Consider the following 18,882-nt stretch of genomic DNA (forward strand, 5'->3'; position numbering starts at 1 on the left):
GGACGGCGGAGGGAACCGTGGCATCGATCGGCGACGTGGGGGCCGCGCTCAACGGCGCGCTTGGCAAGATCGAAGATGCGATCAGCGCGGCGCATAGCGCGGCGGAACTCGCCGAGGCCGCATGTGAGCTTCTCGTGGTCGCCGGAGAGGGATCGCTGCAAGCGGACGTTGAAGAAACGCGCGCACTGTTCACGAACGCTGTCGACGGCATCCGAGAGCCTGAAGGGCTGACGTCAGGGCTCGGGACCGTCGCGGACGCGATTCAGGGCATGGTCAGGAGACTGGAGTTGGGCGGCAGGCCTCCGAATACGCCTGCCGCTCCAGTTGCGTCGACCCGTTCGCCGCGGGTTTTGCTTCCGCCACCGAGTTCAAGTGCGCCGAGGCAGGGTTCACCGGAGCACATCAGGCAACTCCGGGAGCAACTGCCAGTTTCGAGACAACGGAAAAGCGGTCAGAAAACCCACGGACGATGGTTCGCGCCAGACCACCCGGACAACGAGATCGTGAGTGGGGAAGGGCCGGACGACAAGGCGGTCGCGGAGTGCCTCAAGTCCCTCATGATGCCCCGTCCAGGACTTCCATTCGCCGCATGGCACGTCGAAACCAAGCTCGCGGTGCACATGCGCAACAACGGTATCCAGCACGCTACCGTGGTGATCGACAACAAGCCGTGTCCAGGTGACTTCGGATGCACAGTGCTGGTCGGGGCGATTCTCCCCGCAGGCTCAACGCTGACCATCCATGGTCCGGACGGCTACCAGCAGACAATCGCAGGAGGGACACGGGCACCGTGGCAACGCTGAAGGCAATCTACGACCACGAGACCGGCGAATCCCCGCTGTTGATCAGCACACAGGACGAGCTGTCTGAGCTGATCACCCGCGTGATGGAGTTGGACGGGGGTCCTGTCCCCTCGATCGTCGAACTCGCGATCAACGAGGACCCTTACGGCTTCCCGCACCTGTACGCGGGCATCGGAGCAGAGTCCGGCTTTGTGCAGGAGTACTGGGACCCGGCGCGCGCGACACTGGGCGACCACACCGCTACGGGGACGGCGTTGTTCGACTTCGCGGCCAACACTCAAGAGATCCCAGCGCAGCAGGTGGTACCGCTGGAGATCGTGCGTGTCGTGCTCGCGGCCTACTTGGAGCACGGTGGGCACATCCCCGCCGACTTCGCCGAACTTCACCTGGTTGACGCAGATTGACGGTGGTAGCTCTCCAGCCGCAGCTGAGTGCCGGACCCGCCGAGTGCCGGACCTGCCGAGTGGCCGGACCCGCTGAGTGTCAGACCCCCTGAGTACGTTGAGATGTAGGGGTTCCCGGCTCGGGGGTACCCCTGCGCAAGCATGCCCGCGGCAGCCCCAGCTCCGCGAGCAGCCGCTCACCCTCGGGGTCGCCCAGCCGCACCAACGTCCGCATCAGCTCCAGCGGCAGCGAGATCCGGCGGAAGATCGCCGCCGCCTCCTCCCAGCAGGCGCGATCTCCTGTCACGTCACCGAGCCGCCGCAACGCCACCGCCGTGCCCTGCGGATCACGGTGCTCCCGCAGCACCTCCAAAGCGGACCGAAGCCGGGAAACCGCCAGATCAGCGTGGCCGGCCACGAAGTCCGCGTACCCGTGCACCAGGTCGAGGTGCGCGAGCCCGGGCCGATCGTCCATCTCCAGGATCGCCGAGCGAGCGACCTCCAGCGTTTCCACCGCCTCGTCGGGCCGGCCGGCGTCGATCAACAGCTCCGCGTACTCCTTCAGCCCCATCGACGTGAGCCGCGACGGCGGATCGCCCAGGAACGACTTCAACACCACCGCGGCCTCGGGCAGCCCGAGGTCGGCCAGCGCGATCCCGAGCCCCCACCGCGTCAGGGCGTCGTGGACCGGCGTGCCACAGGTGGCGAACTCCGCGGCACACACCCGAAAAGCAGCGACGGCCTCGAAGAGCTGGCCGAACCGGGCGGCGGTCGCGGCCACCTGCCAGCGCGCCTCCGCGATCCCCAGCGGATCACCTACTTGTCCCGCGATGGCCTGCACCTCGGCGGCGAGGGCCGGGAGTTCCGCGTTGCGGTCCTGCTGCGTGTACAGCGCGAACAAAGCGCGGATGTTCACGAGTTTGCGCGGGTCGGGGCCCGGCAGGCAGTCGATCACCGCGCGGGTGACGGCCTCGCCCTCGGTGAAGTACTGGCGCACCGAGAAGAACGAGCGGGTGCGCACGGCCAGTTCGGAGGCCTCGTCCGCCAGCGAGAGGGACGCGGCCTGCTGGATGACGGCCACCAGGACGTCGCGTTCCGCCTCGAACCAGTCGAACGGGCGGGTGCTCGCCAGCTCCAGCGCCGTGCCGGGGGCGTTGCCCGGGATGAGGGCGTGGGACAGCACGGTTCCGTGGCCCAGGCGGTCGTCGGCGGTGGCGGCCAACGCCAGCAGGCCGTGGACCAGGCGTGTCACGGCGGCACGCCGGTCGGCGACGGACTCCTGGACGACGAGCTCGGACGCGAACTCGTGCACCAGGTCGTGCAGGAAGAAGCGGGACTGGCCGGCCTCGTCGACGCCCGCTGGCTCGGCCAGGTGGCAGGACAGCAGGTCGTCGAGCAGGCGTTCGCCGGCCTCCCACGGCTGGTCGGCGAACGCGGCCAGCACCCACGCCGGCATCGTCACGCCGCCCAGCAGACCGAGGCGGCGGAACGCCAGACCGGCGGCGGGGGACAGGGCCCGGTAGCTCAGCGCGATGCTGCCGCGCACGTCGAGGTCGCCGACCGCCAGCTCGTCGAGCAACGCGCGCTGGCCCACCAGCCGCGTCAGCAACCGGGCCGGGGTCATGTCCGGGCGGGTCAGCCGGGCCGCCAGCACGCTCAACGCCAGCGGCAAACGTCCACAAAGGACGGCAAGGGACCTGGCTGAGACATCGTCGGACCCTGCAAGCATTGCGGCCGCGTCGTCCAGATCCAGCACGGGAACGACGATGTGCCGGGCCTCGCGCAGAGCGGCCAGCGAACGGCGCGAGGTCACCAGCAGAGCCGAGCCCGGATAGCCGGGCAGCAACGGCCGGACCTGGCGCTCGTCCAAGGCGTCGTCCAGCACGACCAGCACCCGGCGCGAAGCCAGCAGCGAGCGGTAGACGGCGGCGCGTTCGTCCAGATCAGCGGGCACCTCGTTGGGCGGCACGCCCAACGCACGCAGGAACCTGCCCAGCACCTCGAAGGCGGAGGACCCCAGCAGCTTGGCGTACAGCTGACCACCGGGATAACGAGCAGCGAGATCATGCGCGACCCGGACGGCCAAGGCGGACTTCCCGACGCCACCCTGCCCGGTCAGCACCACCACCGGGAGCGCGGAAACCACCTCGGCCACCAGTGCGGACCGTCCACACAGGTCTGAAGGCGGCGGGAGCTGACGCGGACCGGACACGCCGGCGTCCAGGTCCTGGCGCAGGATCTGTTCGTAGAGCGAGCGAACAGCCGGAGACGGAACGACACCCAGCTCGGCGTCCAGCAGATCACGCAGGCGCTGGTAGGCGGCGAGCGCATCGGCCTGACGTCCGGCCAAGTAGTAGGACCGCATCAGCAAAGCAACGAGCGTCTCGCGGTACGGGTGCAGCGAAACGAGCGCGCGAACCTCCTCCAGCACGTCCCCGCCGGAGTCGAGATCGGCGCCGATGCGTTGTTCCAGGGCCGCGAGCCGCCGCGCGTCCAGGGCCTCGGCGGCAGGAGCCAGCGCCGCGCTGCCCAGCCCGTCCAACGCCGGACCGCGCCACAACGCCAGCGCACCGGCCGGATCGGAGACCACCAGCCGGTCGAACTCGGCCAGGTCGAACCAGCACCCCGTCAGGTCCAGCACGAACCCCGGCCCGCCGGCCGCGATCACCCCGTCCGGAGCACCTGCCGCAACGAGGTCGCGGCGCAACGACGTGGTCGTGTTGCGGATCTGACGGGCGGCGGTCTGAGGTGGATCGGCGTCCCAGACGGCGGCGGTCAGCTGGTCGACGCTCACCACGCGGCCCGCGTTGAGCAGCAGCGCGGTGAGGATCTTGCGCTTGCGCGGGCCCACGACCTCACCAGGGGAGACGTCGAGTGGACCCAGCACACGAAACCGCACGAAAAGCGACACTAGCGGCGTAGCGCGGGCCGTGTGAGGCGAATCGCCACACCGCTAGCAGCGCAAATGCGCCCACGGTGCGGAAACGATGCACGCCGTCGGCAGGCTGCGAGCCGTGACGGCTCAGATTGTCAGCGACCCGATCGCGGCCACAACGAGGGAAACCCCTCGGGTCGGCCGCGACCGCGAATGGCAGCAGCTCACCCGGCACCTGAACGACGGCGCCGTGGCCCTGGCCGGTGATCCGGGCATGGGCAAGTCCACGTTGCTCGGCGCCCTCGCCGCGCACCACCCGCGCGTGCTCGCCGGGCGGATCGGCGAGTTCGAGCGCAGCATCCCGTTCGGCGTGTTCGTGGACGCGCTCGGCGAACACTGGACGCTCGACCTGGGCGCCGACCTCACCGCGATCGGGAGGCACCGGCTGCACCGGGAGATCAGGTCGTTGCTGCACGGCCTCGGTGACGTCCTGCTGGTGCTCGACGACCTGCACTGGGCCGACGCGGCGTCGATGGACCTGCTCCACCACCTGATCCGGCACCGGCCGCCGCAGACCAAGATCGCCTGCGGGTTCCGGCCGCGCCAGCTGCGGATGCACTGCCTGCCGGTCGTCGAACTCGGCCCGCTGACCAGGGTCGAAGCCGCGGAACTGCTGAAAGCGCCGGTCAGCAAGGCGTTGTACGACGAGAGTGGCGGCAACCCGTTCTACCTGGAGACGCTCGCGGGTGGATCGGAGGCGCTGCAAGCCGCGCTGAGAGGCGAGATGTCCGTGCTGGCACCGCGAACCGCCAGGTTGTTGCAGGTCGCGGCGGTCATGGGCGACCAGTTCGAGGCTGCGGTCGTGGCCGAGATCGCGGACCTGGACGTCGAGGACGCCCTCACCGCGCTGGACGACCTCATCGCCGCCGACCTGGTCCGGCACGACCAGCGGGCCTACCACTTCCGGCATCCGACCGTCCGCAACGCCGCCTACCACTCGGCCCCGGTCGCCACCAGGCACAAGGCCCACAGCAGAGCCGCGAAGGTGCTCGAACGCCTTGGCGCACCAGCGGAAGCCCGCGCCCACCACGTCGAACTGGCCGCGACACAGGGGGATCGGCACGCCGTCAGCATCCTGTCCGCCGCAGCGAACTCGGTGATGCACAAGGCACCGGCGACCGCGGCCCAGTGGTACGCGACGGCGTTGGCGTTGAGCACCGACGACGAATGGGAACTGCGTTGGGGGCACGCCCGTGCACTCGGCCTTTCCGGACGCCTCAACGACAGCCGCGCCGCACTTCACGACCTGCTGAACGCCTTGCCCAAGGACCATCCGCAACGGCTCGACGTCGTGGCCTTCTGCGCCCACGTGGAACGTGCACTCGGCCTGCACGCCGAGGTCAGGGCGCTGGCGGCCCGGGAGCTGGAATCCGCGCAGGACAACGCGGTGCTGAAGCTCGTCCTGTCCGTGTCACTGCTGCAGGTCATGGAGTCGGCGGACACGATCGCCTCCCTGCTGGCGGACGTGCGGGAGATCGCGCAACGCGAGGGTGACGCGGTTCTGGAGGCCGGCGCGGCCGCGGTGGCCTCGCTGTCGGACGGCGACGCGTCCCGGCTCACCTCCGCCGCGTCCGCTGTGGACGGTGCGACGGACCGGGACGTGGCCCGCAGACTGGAATCCGTGGTCTGGCTGGCGTGGAGTGAACTGCGCCTCGGCCGGTTCCGGGAATCGTTGAGGCATTACGAACGTGCTCTCGCCGTCGCCCATTCGACCGGGCAGCACCACGTGCTCGGCAACCTGCTGCTCGGCGTCGCGAACGCGTTGCGCTGGCTCGGCTGCCTGAAGGAAGCCTGCGAGGGCGCTGCGGAGGCGGCCGAAGCGGCGTTCCTCAGCGGCAGCAAGGACCTGCACGCCCTCACGCTCTCGGTGCACTCGTGGTTGCTCACGTTGCGAGGCGACTACATCACCGGACTTGAGGTGGCGCGCCGAGCCGTCGACGTGGCTCGCGCGATCGAGGGCTGGCACCCGACGATCGCCCGGATCCGGGTCGGCCACGCGCTGCTCGCGGCGGGGGAGAAGGACGCGGCGGCGTTCGAGATCCTCTCGGCCGGCGGCGGCGCGGAACTGCCCAGGGTCCCACCCGCCTACCGGCCGGAGATGTACGAACTTCTCGTGCAGGCAACAGGTTCCGCCGACTGGGCCGAGCACGCGGCGGCAACGGCCGAGCGGGCCGGACTGCCGGGCTGCCTCGGGTTCGCGGACCTGGCGTGGGCCCAGGTGCACCAGGCACGCGGCGAGCACGCGGAGGCCGGACAACGGGCCGCCCAGGCCGTGCACCACTTCGACACGGCAGGTCAGCAACTCGAGGAGGGGCGAGCGCGGCTGACCAGGGGTGCCGCGCTCGTCTCCCTCGGCGCACGGGCGGAGGGCGAGGCCGAACTCCGCCGCGCACAGGAGTTGCTGGCCGCCTGCGGTGCGCCGATCCCGGCCCAGGACGGGCTCGACGCACTCACTTCACGGGAACGCCAGGTCGCCCAGCTCGTGGGCGAGGGCCTGACGAACCGCCAGGTCGCCCGGCAGCTCCGGATGGCCGAGAAGACCGTGGAAGGCCACCTCTCGCGGATCTTCGCCAAGCTGGAGGTGCGGTCCAGGGCCGGGGTGGCAGCCCAGGTAGGACGCCTCGGTCGCTGATACGGTCGAGGTCTCTATCTGGGGGAGGTTGACGTGGAGTTCCAAGATGTCGTCCGGCGCCGGCGGATGGTGCGCAAGTTCACCAGCGAACCGGTCAGCGACGAGAGCATCCAGCGGATCATGCGCAACGCCGTGCGCGGCCCGTCCGCCGGGTTCTCGCAGGGCCAGGGGTTCCTGGTGCTGCAGGGCGAACCGCTCAAGAGGCTCGCCGAGAAGTTCGAGTGGTGGGCCGCGGACGAGGTCAAGGCGGCGCCGGTCGTCGTCATCCCGTTCTCGGCCAAGGACATCTACCTCGACCGGTACGCGCAGGCCGACAAGGGCTGGACGGACCGCTCCGAGGACCACTGGCCGGTGCCGTACTGGGACATCGACACCGGCATGGCGTCGTTGCTGATCCTGCAGACCGCCGTGGACGAGGGCCTCGGCGCGGTCTTCTTCGGGACGAACAAGGAGGAGTGGCCGGCGCTGAGGGCGGAGTTCGGCGTGCCGGACATCTACGTGCCGATCGGCATGATCGCGATCGGGCACCCCGCCGAGGAGACCATCTCCGAGGGTGCTTCGCCGCTGACGCGCAAGCGCCGGCGGTTCGACGAGCAGGTCCACTGGGGTCAGTGGAAGTGAGATCGTTCGGCCTGCTCGGGCCGTTGGACGTGGTGCTCGACGGGCACCGCGTCCACGTCCCGCCCGGCAAACGGCGGGTGGTGCTCGCCGCGCTGTTGCTGCGTCCCGGCCAGGTGGTCGGGATCGACGAACTGGTCGAGCTGGTCGGTGGTTCTCGCAACGCCCTGCAGACGACGGTGGGCCGGCTGCGCGAGGACCTCGGCCGGCCAGAACTCGTGCGGACGAAGCCCGGCGGATACCTGCTGGACGTGCGGCCGGACGAGGTCGACGTCCACCGGTTCGACCAGCTGGAACCAGTGCAGGCGTTGGCTCTGTGGCGCGGCCGCCCGTTCGCCGACATCGGCAGCGACGCGCTCGAACGCGACCACCTGCCCGCGTTGACGGAGAAGTACCTCGCGACGCTGGAAGCGCGCATCGAGACCGACCTGCGCAACGGCAAGCACGAGCAGCTCGTCCCCGAACTGCGCACGCTCACCGGTCAGAACCCGACCAGGGAACGGATGTGGGCGCAGCTGATCGTGGCGCTGCACCGCTGCGACCGGCAGACCGAGGCACTGCAGGCCTACGACGACATCCGCGCCAGGCTCGCCGAGGAGCTCGGCCTCGACCCCGGCAAGGACCTGCAGAAAGCCCACCAGCAGGTGCTCACGGCCGACAACCGGCCGACGTCCCGCAACGACCTGCCCGGCGACATCCCCGACTTCGCCGGCCGCGCGGAGGACCTCGACGAGATCCTCGCCGCGGTGCCGTCCGGCTGCGTCGCGATCACCGCCATCGACGGCATGGCGGGCATCGGCAAGACCACGCTCGCGGTCCGCGCCGCCCACCGGCTCGCGCAGAAGTTCCCCGACGCGCAGCTGTTCGTCGACCTGCACTCCTACACCGAGGGCGTCGAACCGCGCACCCCGTCGGACGCCCTGCTGGCGTTGCTCACCGCGCTCGGCGTGCCGGCCCACGACATCCCGGACGGCCTGGACGCCCGCGCCGCGCGGTGGCGAGCGGAAATGGCCCACCGCAAGGCACTCGTCGTGCTGGACAACGCGGGCAGCGCCGCCCAGGTCCGCCCTTTGCTGCCCGGCACCGGCATGGTGCTGGTCACCAGCAGGCGCCGGCTCGTGGACCTGGACGCCGCGCACACCGTCTCGCTCGACGTTCTGTCCGAAAAGGACTCGCTGAACCTGCTCACCGGCATCGTGGGGAAGAGAGCCGATCTCGAAAGCTGCCGGGAGATCGTCCGGCTCTGCGGTTACCTGCCTCTGGCCGTGCGGATCGTCGGTGCCCGCTGGCGCACCAGACCCGCGTGGACGGCGCAGGACGTCACCCTGCGGCTCACCGAACACCGGCTGACCGAGCTGACCGCGGGCGAACGCAGCGTCGCGGGGGCGTTCACGTTGTCGTACCAGCAACTCACGCCCGAGCAGCAGCGCTTGTTCCGGCGGCTCGGCTTGCACACCGGCGAGGACTGGGACGCCTACCTCGCGGCCGCGCTGATCGGTTCGACGCGCGCGGAAGCCGAACGCCTGCTGGACGAACTGCTCGACGTGCACCTGGTGCAGCAGCGGGAGAACGGCCGCTATCGGTTCCACGACCTCCTGGCCGAGCACGCGAAGGCCAGCGCCGAGCCGGAGGAGGCAGAGGAGGCGGTGCTGCGCATCCTCGACTTCTACCTGCACACGGTGGTGCTCGCGGAGTACCGCATGTCGCCAGGCCGGTCACGGATCCGCTCCGTCGTGCGGTACCTCCCGTTCGACCCGCCGCCGCTCACGACCGTCCGCGAGGCGGCGCGATGGCTGAACGCCGAGCGGCTGAACCTCAGAGCGTCCGTGTACCTGGCGGCCTACCGCGGCCACTACGCGCACGCTTGGCAGGTGCCGCACCACATGGCGAACTTCCTGGCGTTGCGGGGCCACGGCCGCGAACGGATCGAGCTGCAGAACGTCGCGCTCGCCGCGGCACGCCAGCTCGGCGACCTGAAAGCCCGCGCGGAGGCGTTGAGGGGCCTCGGATCGGCCTATATCGCGCGCCAGGACTCGAAGCCGCTCGAGCACCTGTACGAGTCACTGGAACTGATGCGTCAGATCGGTGATCTGCACGGGGAAGCGTCCGTTCTGGCGTTGCTCGGCATCATCGCGCGGGAGACCAACCAGCTCGCCAAGGCGGAGAAGTACCTCGAACGCGCGGTCGCGCTGATGCGGGCGACAGGAGCGCCGACAGGTGAGGCGAGCGCGCTGCACAACCTCAGCCTCGTGTACGTGCTCCGTGGACAGAACGACGACGCACTGGCACACGTCGAGTCAGCGCTCTCGTTGCTCGAAGAGCACAACGACATCTCGCGGACCGCGATGGCGTTGCAGGACGTGGGCTACACGCACTTCTACCTGTACAACGACGACGAGTGCGTCGCGTACCTGGAACGGTCCCTGCTGGCGTTCCAGGAGTACGGGGACTGGCGCAACGAGCTGCTCGCCCGGACCGACTTCGCCTACGCGGCGCTGGAGTTCGGCATGCCCGGCAAGTCACTGGAGATGGCGCGCGCGGCGGTGGACCTGTGTCGCGACGGCCTGGGAGTGGCCGGCGACGAGGACGCGCTCAGAGCCATGGAAGAGCTCGAGGACCACGCCGGTGAGCTGGAGCTGGCGTTCGTGATGGCCATCCGCGCCGAGTTGGAGGGACGGCTGACCGACGCCGTGAGGTACTGCGAGTGGACCCTGCGGGCGATCCAGCGAGCCAGGCGCCTGTGGATGGGGGATCGCGTGCTCGGCCAGCTGTGCCGGCTGCACGTGGCGCTCGGCGACCGCCAGACGGCCGTCCGCTACGGCGAGCGGGCGGTCGAGGCCGCCGAGCGCCTGCGTCAGCCGCGCGCGGTGGCCGTGGCGAAGCGGATCCTCGCTACAGCCACAACGCCAGCAGAGCCAACGCCGTAACGGCCGCTGCGACCAGCGCGAACGCGGTGTACTGGGCGAACTTGTCCTGGGTCCTGCGCATCCCCGGCTCCCCTCGGTGGTGGTGCCACCGAGGGTGTGGGAGTGCGTCCACACATCGTCCCCACCGCGATCACACCGTCTTGAGATGCGGTGAACGGCGAAATTCCGGAGATGCGATGAATTGCTCGGAAATCGGACTCGCGCGGCACTCGGCGAGCATCGATCAAGACTGCTCTGAACGGCAGGTCACTGCACGTCACAAGCCCTGAGGGCGGCCGCAGGTCCCGTCTCGTCACCGTCTCGCTACCGCTGCCGCAACCAGCGGAAATGGCCCTACGGTGGCGCGGTGGAATTCGGGATTCTGGGGCCTGTCCAGGCACGCGACGGGGGCGTGCGGCTGGAGCTCTGCGGCGCGCGCGGGCACAAGGTGCTCGCCGCGCTGCTGCTCGTGCCGAACCGGGTCGTGCCGTTGACGCACCTGGTGGACGTGGTGTGGGACGGGGAACCGCCGTCGACCGGCAAGCACCAGATCCAGAAGTCGGTGGGAGACCTCAGAGCGGCGCTCGGCAAGCCCGGCATGATCGTCACCGACGGGCCCGGTTACCGGTTCGTCCTCGGTGCGGCGGCGCTCGACGTCGTCACGTTCGAACGGCATGTGGCGACCGCGCAGACCGCTGAACCCGCTGACGCCGTGCGGTTGTTGCGCACGGCGTTGTCGTTGTGGCGCGGCCCTGCGCTGGCGGGCCTGAACAGCCAGGTGTTGCGGGTCGAGGCGGAGCGGCTCGACGAACGCCGGATCGCCGTCGCCCAGCAGTGCTTCGCGCTGCAGCTGGAACTCGGGCAGCACGAGCAGGTGATCACCGAGTTGTCCGCGCTGGTGGCCGCGAACCCGTTCCGCGAGCAGCTGGTCGAGCAGCTGATGCTCGCGCTGTACCGGTCGAACCGGCAGGCGGACGCGCTCGAGCTCTACGACCGCACCCGCCGGCTGCTCGCCGACGAGCTGGGCGTCGACCCTGGACGCAGCCTTCGCAGTGCACACCAGGCGATCCTCAACCAGGACACCGAGTCCGTGCCCGTCCCCAGGAAGGCTCCCGCGCAGCTGCCGGCCGACCTGGCGCGGTTCACCGGCCGTCAGTCCTCTTTGGACGAACTGGACGCGAGCCTGGCGGCGTCCACCGTCGCGATCACGTCCATCGCCGGCACCGCGGGTGTGGGCAAGACCGCGCTGGCCGTGCACTGGGCGCACCGCGTGCGGGACAGGTTCCCGGACGGCCAGCTCTACCTGAACCTGCGCGGCTACGACGACGCGCCCGCCGCGACCCCGGCCGAGGCGCTGACCCAGCTCCTGCGCGGTCTCGGCGTCGAGCAGGACCAGATCCCCGGCGAGGTGGACGAGCAGGCGAGCACGTTCCGCTCGGTCCTCGCGAACCGGCGGGTGCTGATCCTGCTGGACAACGCCGCGAACGAGGACCAGGTCCGGCCGCTGCTGCCCGGTACGCCGGGGTGCGCGGTGATCGTCACCAGCCGCAACGACCTGCGCGGGCTGACCGCGCTGGACGACGCCCGCCGGGTCGAGCTGGACCTGCTGGCACCGGCCGAGGCGCACACGTTGATCAACCGCGTGCTGGGTTCCGCGCGCGCCGACGCCGAACCGGACGCGGTCGCAGACCTCGCCGCGCTGTGCGGCTACCTGCCGCTCGCGATCAGGATCGCCGCCGCGAACCTCGCGTGCCGGCCGCACGACCGGATCGCGGACGCCGTCGCGGATCTCGCACGGGGCGACCGGCTCGCGCAGCTCGCGATCAGCGGTGACCGGCGGGCGGCGGTGACAGCGGCGTTCGAGCTCTCGCTGAAGTCGTTGCCGGACGAGGCCGCGCGGCTGTTCCGGCTGCTGGGGTTGTTGCCCCGCCCGGACTTCACCGCGCACACCGCGTCCGTGCTGATGGGCGTGGACGACGTCCGAGTGCTCATCTCGTCGTTGGAGAGCGCGAGCCTGATCGAGCCGCACACCCGTGGCCGGTTCCGGGTGCACGAACTGCTGCACCTCTACGCGCGGGACCTCGTCAGCACCGAGGAGGACGCCGAGAAGGCCCAGCTGCGGCTGCTCGATCACTACCTGCACACCACCGACGCGGCACTGGACGTGCTGGCACCGGAGATGTACCGGCTCGACCGGGACGGCACCCCGGGGCTCACGTTCGGCAGCCGGGAGGCGGCACTGTCCTGGTTGGACGGTGAAGGTGAGTCGGTGGCGGCCTGCGCGTTGTGGGCCGAGCCGCCGCACTACCGCTGGGAGCTGGCGGACGCCTTGCGCCGCAGGTGGTATCTGCGTCGGCAGTTCGGCAGGTGGCACGAGACGTCGTCGGCCGGACTCGCCGCCGCCGAGGAGGAGAACGACCTGCGCGGCCGGGCGGCGATGCACCTCTCGCTCGGCACGCTGCACTGCGAGCTCGACGGGCGGCAGGGCGTCGGGCACCTGGAAGCCGCGCTGGGGCTGTACGAGGAGGTCGGCGACCAGACGGGGAAGTTCCACTGCCTCAACGACCTCGCCGTCCTGCACCTCGCGCTCGGCCGCACCCAGGACGCGATCGGCCTGCTGCACCAGGCTCTGCAGTTGACGGACGACCCGAGGCTTGCCGCCGCCGTGCACCTCACCCTCGGCCTGGCCGCGGCGCGATCCGGCCGGCTCCGAGAGGCGTTGGAGCACTGCGAGCGAGTGGACTTCGCGTTGGGCGAGACGCACGTGTTGCCGGGCCTCGTGATCGTGGGAACCACCCGGCATCGGCTGGGGCAGCTGGACGAGTCGGCCGAGGCGCTGCGGCGCGGGCTGAAGCTCGCCGAATCGCTGGGGCGGGAGGAGAAGGAGACCGAGTGCCTGGTCGACCTGGCGCGCGTCCTGCACGCGTCCGGCGACGAGTCCGCCCTCGGACTGGCGGAACGTGCGCTCGCGCAGGCCACGTCGTCCGGGTTCCTGAGGCAGCGCGGCAGGGCGTTGGCGACGATCTCGTTGTTGAGGCTCAAGGCGGGCGAGGTCGAACGGGCGCACGAGCTCGCTGTGGAAGCACTGGCGGTGCAACGGGAGACCGGATTCGTGCTGGGGCAGGCGGAGTCGTTGCTCGCACTGAGCCGCGCGGACGACCCGGACTCCGCCGCACACCTGCGGGAAATGCGAGCGATCGTCGCACGGGCAGCCGGAATCCACAGCGGTGATCTCGCGGGAGTTCTGTGTGAGACTGATTTCGACTGACGGTCTCCGGCGGAGGGAGCGGTTGTGCAGACCGGCCTCTTCCCACGCCCCCGCCAGTTGCCCGCCGCGATCTCCGACTTCGTGGGACGGGAGGAGCTCGTCCAGTCCGTAGTGGACCTGATTACCCTGTTTCCGCAGGTGGTGCTGCTGACGGGACCGGTGGGCACCGGCAAGACGACGGTCGCCGTGCACGCCGCGCATCGGGTGGCGAACGGCTGTTTCCCCGACGGTCAGCTGTTCGTCCGGCTGCGTGGTACGACCCCTTACGAAGTGCTGGGCCGGTTCCTCGCCTCGTTCGGGATGTCCGTTCCGGCGGATTTCGCCGCACGCCTGAGCGCCTATCGAGACGCTGTTGCGCGCCAGTCACTTCTGTTCGTTCTGGACGACGCGACGAGCGTGGGGCAGGTGACTCCGTTGCTGCCGCACAGTCCTGGCTGCGCGGTGCTCGTGACGTCCCGGCACCGGTTGCGGTTGCCGCACGTCGTCGAGGTCGGCGCGCTGGAACCCGCGCAGGCGATGACGTTGCTGGGCAACCAGATCGACCCCGCGCGCTGGTCGGGGAAACACGCGGAAGCCCTGGTGGCGGCCACGGACCGGCTGCCACTGGCGTTGCGGATCGCCGGTGCCCGGCTCGCGGCCCGTCCGCACTGGCCGATCTCGCTGCTGGTCGACCAGCTCCGCGGCTCGCGGCTGGACGTGTTGGCACACGGCGGTTTGTCCATCCGGGAACGGTTGGAGGAAACGTCCGGCGACCTGAGCCTGCACGCACGCCGGCTGCTGGGCCTGCTGGCCGCACTCGGAGAGCGGCGGTTGCCGTCGTGGGCGCCCGTCGCGGCTTTCGGTGACGTGCGCGGACAGTCCGCTGTGGACGAACTCGTGTCCGCGCATCTCGTCGAGGCTGACGGCTCTGGTTATGTCGTGCCCGCGCTGGTGCGGGAGTTCGCGGAGGGGCAGGCATCCGCCGCCGACGCCCTGCGGCGCGTGCTCGGCGGCTGGCTGTACCTGGTGGATCACGCGCGGGCGGCGGTGTACGGCGGCGAGTTCTCGGTCGTGCGAGGCTCATCTGTGCGTCAGGTGGTGCGGCTCGACCCGTTGCTGCGGTCCGACCCGTTGGCGTGGCTGGAGTCCTCGCACGCGAACCTGTGCGAGGCGGTGTTGCTGGCGGCCGAGGCCGGCCTGGACGAGCTGTCCTGGGAGCTCGCGCACCGGCTCGTGACGTTGTTCGAGACCCGTACCGACTACGACGGTTGGCAGCGCACGCACGACATCGCGCTGGCCGCGTGCGAAGAGGCAGACAACCTGCGCGGTTCGGCGGTGCTGCGGTGCTCGCTCGCGTCGTTGCACATCAGCCAGAGTCGCTACGACATCGCGCACGAGATGACCGTGCTGGCCAAGGACGTCTTCGAGGACCTCGGTGATCTCGCCGGGCTCGGGCTGGTCTACCGCAACCTCGGCATCGTGGCGCGGTCGTCGGGTGAGCTGGCGCAGGCCCGGCGGTGGTACCAGCGGGCGCTGGCGGTCCACGAAGGGCTGACGGACCCGATCGGCCACGCGTCCGTGTTGCAGCACCTCGCCCAGATCGACCTGCACGACGGCGACCCCGCCGGTGCTCTGTCCAGGCTCAACGCCGCTGTGGACGTGTGCGGCGGGGTCGGGCCGCCCCGCGTGCTGGCGCAGATCAATTACCGGCTGGGCAAGCTCTTGGCGGCAGAAGGACGGCACGACCAGGCTTTCGACGTGCTGACAGCCGCCCTGGACCTGGCACGCACCGCACGGGACCGTCGTGGCGAGAGCTTTGTGCTGTACGCGTTGGGGCGCAACGAGTTCGCGCGCGATCGGCTCAGCGCCGCACTGACGTTGCTGCACGAGGCGGCGGCTATCTGCGACACCAACTTCGACGTCGTGGGCGCGGCCAGGGCCCGGCTGGAACTGTCCCGCGTGCATCTCGCGGGTGGCGAAACCCAACTCGCTTCCGAGATGGAAGCGGAGGCCCGTGCGGTTTACTCGGAATTCGGACTGAAACCGGTACGGGGAGATTTGATCTTCCAGATGTAGGGTACCTGTGAAGTATTGCTCCAACCGAGTGCTTGGCTGGCCCGTAAGATTCCGTTAGGGTCGCATTCGCGAGCAATTGGCGGAGGCGACGGCGTTACCGAAAATCGCCCGAAAATTGATCAAAAATTAGCCACTTGTTCGATTGCAACCAAACCGCTGCTCCGTCCGGGTGGCGCCTTCCACGGCAGGACCACTGGACGCTCACCCAGCGGGACGGGCGTGACGGAGACGTGTGCGTGCAGTTGTGCGAGGTCGGCCAAAAGGGGCTTGTGAGTCGTGAGAATCGGACCAGTCTTGTCTAATGGCATCGCCGGGATCCGTCCGGCGGACAGTGGCCTCGACGCGGGGGTGGAACGCACCATGGGTGGTGTCCCGACATTTCCCCACGGCAGGCCATTGACGTGGGCGGACTTGGAGGCGATGCCTGATGACGGGCACCGTTTCGAACTCGTCGACGGGGTGTTGGTGATGAGCCCCTCACCCCGTCCCATGCACCAGCGGGTCGTCGCCCGGCTGCTGGTGGCGCTGACGGCTGTCTGCCCGCCGGAGCTGGAGGTCCTTCCCGCTCCGGTCGACGTGGTGCTCGCGGACGACACGGTCTTCATCCCCGACCTGGTGGTGGGCCGGCGTGAGCAGTTCACGAGGCAGGCGCTGATGGGACCGCCCGTGCTGGCGGTCGAGGTCCTGTCGCCCCGGACGCGGCACGTGGACCTGGAGCTCAAGCGGGCGAAGTTCGAGGAAGTCGGCTGCGAGAACTACTGGATGATCGACTACGACAGTCCGTGGATGCGGTGCCTGCACCTCGAGAACGGCGTCTACGTCGAACAGGCCCGTTCCGACGGCGAGGAGATCGTCGAGCTGCAATTCCCGTTCGCGGTGAAACTCAGCGCGCAGTCACTGGTGCGCTGAGTGCCTGCCGATTGAGATCGGCTGGGCTGAACGGGCGATGCCGCCCTACGAACGTGTAGATCAAGGTTTCACCATCTGGCGTGCCCGTGCGTTGGGCTGGTTGCGTGCATCGCGATACGTCCAACGCGCGGAGGTCCAACGCACATGCAGCCGTTCCAGCTGCCGGAGTTCTACACGCCCTACCCGGCCCGGCTGAACCCGAACCTCGAACGCGCCCGCGTCCACACGCGCGCCTGGGCGCACGAGATGGACATGATCGACGTACCGCAGCACGGCACGGTGATCTGGACCGACGACGATCTCGAGTCGCACGACTACGCGCTGCTCTGCGCGTACACCCACCCCGACTGCGACGGTGAGACGCTCGACCTCATCACCGACTGGTACGTGTGGGTCTTCTACTTCGACGACCACTTCGTCGAGCTCTACAAGCGCAACCCGGACATCAAGGGCGCCCAGGCGTACCTGGACCGGCTGCCGCTGTTCATGCCGGTCAGCGGTGTCATCACCGAGGAGCCCACGAACCCGGTCGAGAAGGGCCTCGCGGACCTCTGGCGCCGCACGGTCCCGTCTCACTCGGCCGACTGGCGCGAGCGGTTCGCCTACAACACCAAGCACCTGCTCGACGAGTCGATGTGGGAGCTGCACAACATCAGTGCGAAGCGGCTCTCCAACCCCATCGAGTACATCGAGATGCGCCGCAAGGTCGGTGGCGCGCCGTGGAGCGCGAACCTGGTCGAGCACGCGGTCGGCCTCGAGGTGCCCGCGCAGATCGCCCTGTCCCGGCCCATCGGAGTCCTCAGGGACACGTTCAGCGACGCCGTGCACCTGCGCAACGACCTGTTCTCCTACGAGCGCGAGGTGCTCGACGAGGGCGAGCTGTCGAACAGCGTGCTGGTGTTCGAGAAGTTCCTCGACCTCCCCACCCAGGACGCCGCCGAGGCCGTCAACGACCTGCTGACGTCCCGGCTGCACCAGTTCGAGCACACGGCCGTCACCGAGGTCCCGATCCTGCTCGACGAACACGCCATCGACCCCATCGGCCGCGCGGCCGTCCTGGGCTACGCGAAGGGCCTGCAGGACTGGCAGGCGGGCGGCCACGAGTGGCACCTGCGGTCGTCGCGGTACATGAACAAGGGCCTCGTTCAGGCGGACACCCCGCTCGGCATGTCCGCGGCGAACATCCTCGGTTCGTACGTCAAGACCATGCCGCAACGGCTGAAGCAGTTCTCCAACACGCCCAAGGTCGTCGAACCGTACGAGGTGCCGTTCCACTTCCCGTTCCCGCTGACCCTCTCCCCGCACCTCGACCAGGCGCGCGAGGAGGTCATCAGCTGGGGCCGGGAGATGGGCCTGCACAGCGAGGGCATCTGGGACGAGGCCAAGCACCGCGGCTTCGACCTGCCGCTGTGCTCGGCCGGACTGGACCCGGACGCGACGCCGTCCGAGCTGTTCCTGTCGGGGGCCTGGCTGACCTGGGGCACCTACGCCGACGACGTCTACCCGTGGGTGTTCGGACGCCTGAGGGACCTCGTGGGGCTGAAGGCGCAGACCATCCGGCTCAAGCAGTGCCTGCCGCTCGACCTCGTCCCGCAGCTCGTCCCGGCGAACGCCACCGAGCGCGCGCTCGCGGACCTGTGGCTCAAGACCGCGACACCGATGCCGGCACATTTCCGGAAGACGTTCCGGGAGACCCTCGACGCGATGCTCGACGCGTGGGTGTGGGAAGTCGTGAACATCCAGCAGAACCGCGTTCCCGACCCCGTTGACTACCTGGAAATGCGCCGATCCACGTTCGGTTCCGAGCTGACGACCTCGCTGAGCCGCTTTTCGCATTCGACGACGGTGCCGCAGGAGATCTGGGGAACGCGGGTCGTGCAGACCATGGAACGGTCGGCCATGGATTACTGCTGCATGCTCAACGACGTCACCTCGTACCTGAAGGAAATCCAGTACGAGGGCGAGGTGCACAACATGGTGCGGGTGATCGAGAGCTTCCTCGGGGTGTCCCAGTCCCGGGCGTTCGAGATCACCTACAAGCTCATGGACGCCCGGCTCGCGCAGTTCGTCAGGTCCGCCGACACCGACCTGCCGAAGCTCTGCGACGACCTGTCGCTCGACGACGCCACGCGTGCGTCGCTGGCCCGGTACGCGGACGAGCTGAAGGACTGGATCGTCGGGATCGTCAACTGGCACAAGGAAACCTCGCGCTACGGCGAGGAGGAGCTGAAGACGCCGGTGAACGCCCACCTGCTGGCCGGAGCGTTCCACCAGGGCCCGTCGGGACTCGGCACCTCGGCGGCCAGGATCACCGCCCGGACCTGACCCCTGACCGCGGCTGACCGTCGCCGGCCACGTTTGGTCAGTGGACGG

10 protein-coding genes are annotated in these 18,882 nt (G+C 69.5%); 9 read left to right on the forward strand and 1 reads right to left on the reverse strand.

Features of this window, described 5'->3' with window-relative positions:
- The first annotated feature begins 17 nt into the window (after window positions 1-17).
- Both ACWGE0_RS10745 and ACWGE0_RS10750 read left to right on the forward strand, forming a co-directional pair.
- Entirely contained in the window at window positions 18-803 is a 786-nt protein-coding gene (locus ACWGE0_RS10745; RefSeq protein ID WP_452260669.1) for a DddA-like double-stranded DNA deaminase toxin, read from the forward strand.
- Complete coding sequence (locus ACWGE0_RS10750; RefSeq protein WP_452260670.1) at window positions 791-1,207, forward strand: Imm1 family immunity protein; 417 nt, start codon at window positions 791-793, stop codon at window positions 1,205-1,207. Before ACWGE0_RS10745 ends, ACWGE0_RS10750 begins: the two co-directional genes overlap by 13 nt.
- A 79-nt stretch (window positions 1,208-1,286) precedes the next feature.
- On the opposite strand, the gene ACWGE0_RS10755 is transcribed toward ACWGE0_RS10750, so the two are convergent.
- Entirely contained in the window at window positions 1,287-4,085 is a 2,799-nt protein-coding gene (locus ACWGE0_RS10755) for a BTAD domain-containing putative transcriptional regulator (RefSeq protein ID WP_452260671.1), read from the reverse strand.
- A 115-nt stretch (window positions 4,086-4,200) separates the two neighbouring features.
- Here ACWGE0_RS10755 and ACWGE0_RS10760 point away from each other — a divergent pair, with 115 nt between their 5' ends.
- The 7 genes from ACWGE0_RS10760 to ACWGE0_RS10790 all read left to right on the forward strand — a co-directional run bounded on the left by ACWGE0_RS10760 (window position 4,201) and on the right by ACWGE0_RS10790 (window position 18,834).
- Window positions 4,201-6,753 carry an ATP-binding protein gene (locus tag ACWGE0_RS10760; protein ID WP_452260672.1) on the forward strand — a complete coding sequence of 851 codons (2,553 nt, stop codon included), beginning with the start codon at window positions 4,201-4,203 and terminating at the stop codon, window positions 6,751-6,753.
- Between the two features lie 33 nt (window positions 6,754-6,786).
- Window positions 6,787-7,374: a nitroreductase family protein gene (locus ACWGE0_RS10765; RefSeq protein ID WP_452260673.1), complete on the forward strand. Its 588-nt coding sequence runs from the start codon at window positions 6,787-6,789 to the stop codon at window positions 7,372-7,374.
- A complete protein-coding gene (locus ACWGE0_RS10770) occupies window positions 7,371-10,298 on the forward strand; it encodes a BTAD domain-containing putative transcriptional regulator (protein WP_452260674.1) in 2,928 nt (975 codons plus the stop codon). The genes ACWGE0_RS10765 and ACWGE0_RS10770 overlap by 4 nt, the downstream gene beginning before the upstream one ends.
- Before the next feature lie 346 nt (window positions 10,299-10,644).
- The gene (locus ACWGE0_RS10775) at window positions 10,645-13,545 is read left to right on the forward strand and encodes a BTAD domain-containing putative transcriptional regulator (protein WP_452260675.1); all 2,901 of its coding nucleotides are present in this window, start codon (window positions 10,645-10,647) and stop codon (window positions 13,543-13,545) included.
- Window positions 13,546-13,569: 24 nt separating this feature from the next.
- Window positions 13,570-15,600, forward strand: coding sequence for a tetratricopeptide repeat protein (locus ACWGE0_RS10780; RefSeq protein WP_452260676.1), 2,031 nt, complete (start codon window positions 13,570-13,572; stop codon window positions 15,598-15,600).
- Window positions 15,601-15,960: 360 nt separating this feature from the next.
- Window positions 15,961-16,509 (forward strand): Uma2 family endonuclease, encoded by a 549-nt coding sequence (locus ACWGE0_RS10785; protein WP_452260841.1) that lies wholly within the window; start codon window positions 15,961-15,963, stop codon window positions 16,507-16,509.
- 144 nt (window positions 16,510-16,653) lie between these two features.
- The gene (locus tag ACWGE0_RS10790) at window positions 16,654-18,834 is read left to right on the forward strand and encodes a terpene synthase family protein (protein WP_452260677.1); all 2,181 of its coding nucleotides are present in this window, start codon (window positions 16,654-16,656) and stop codon (window positions 18,832-18,834) included.
- The last annotated feature ends 48 nt before the right edge of the window (window positions 18,835-18,882 follow it).

Source organism: Lentzea sp. NPDC054927 (assembly GCF_053610285.1).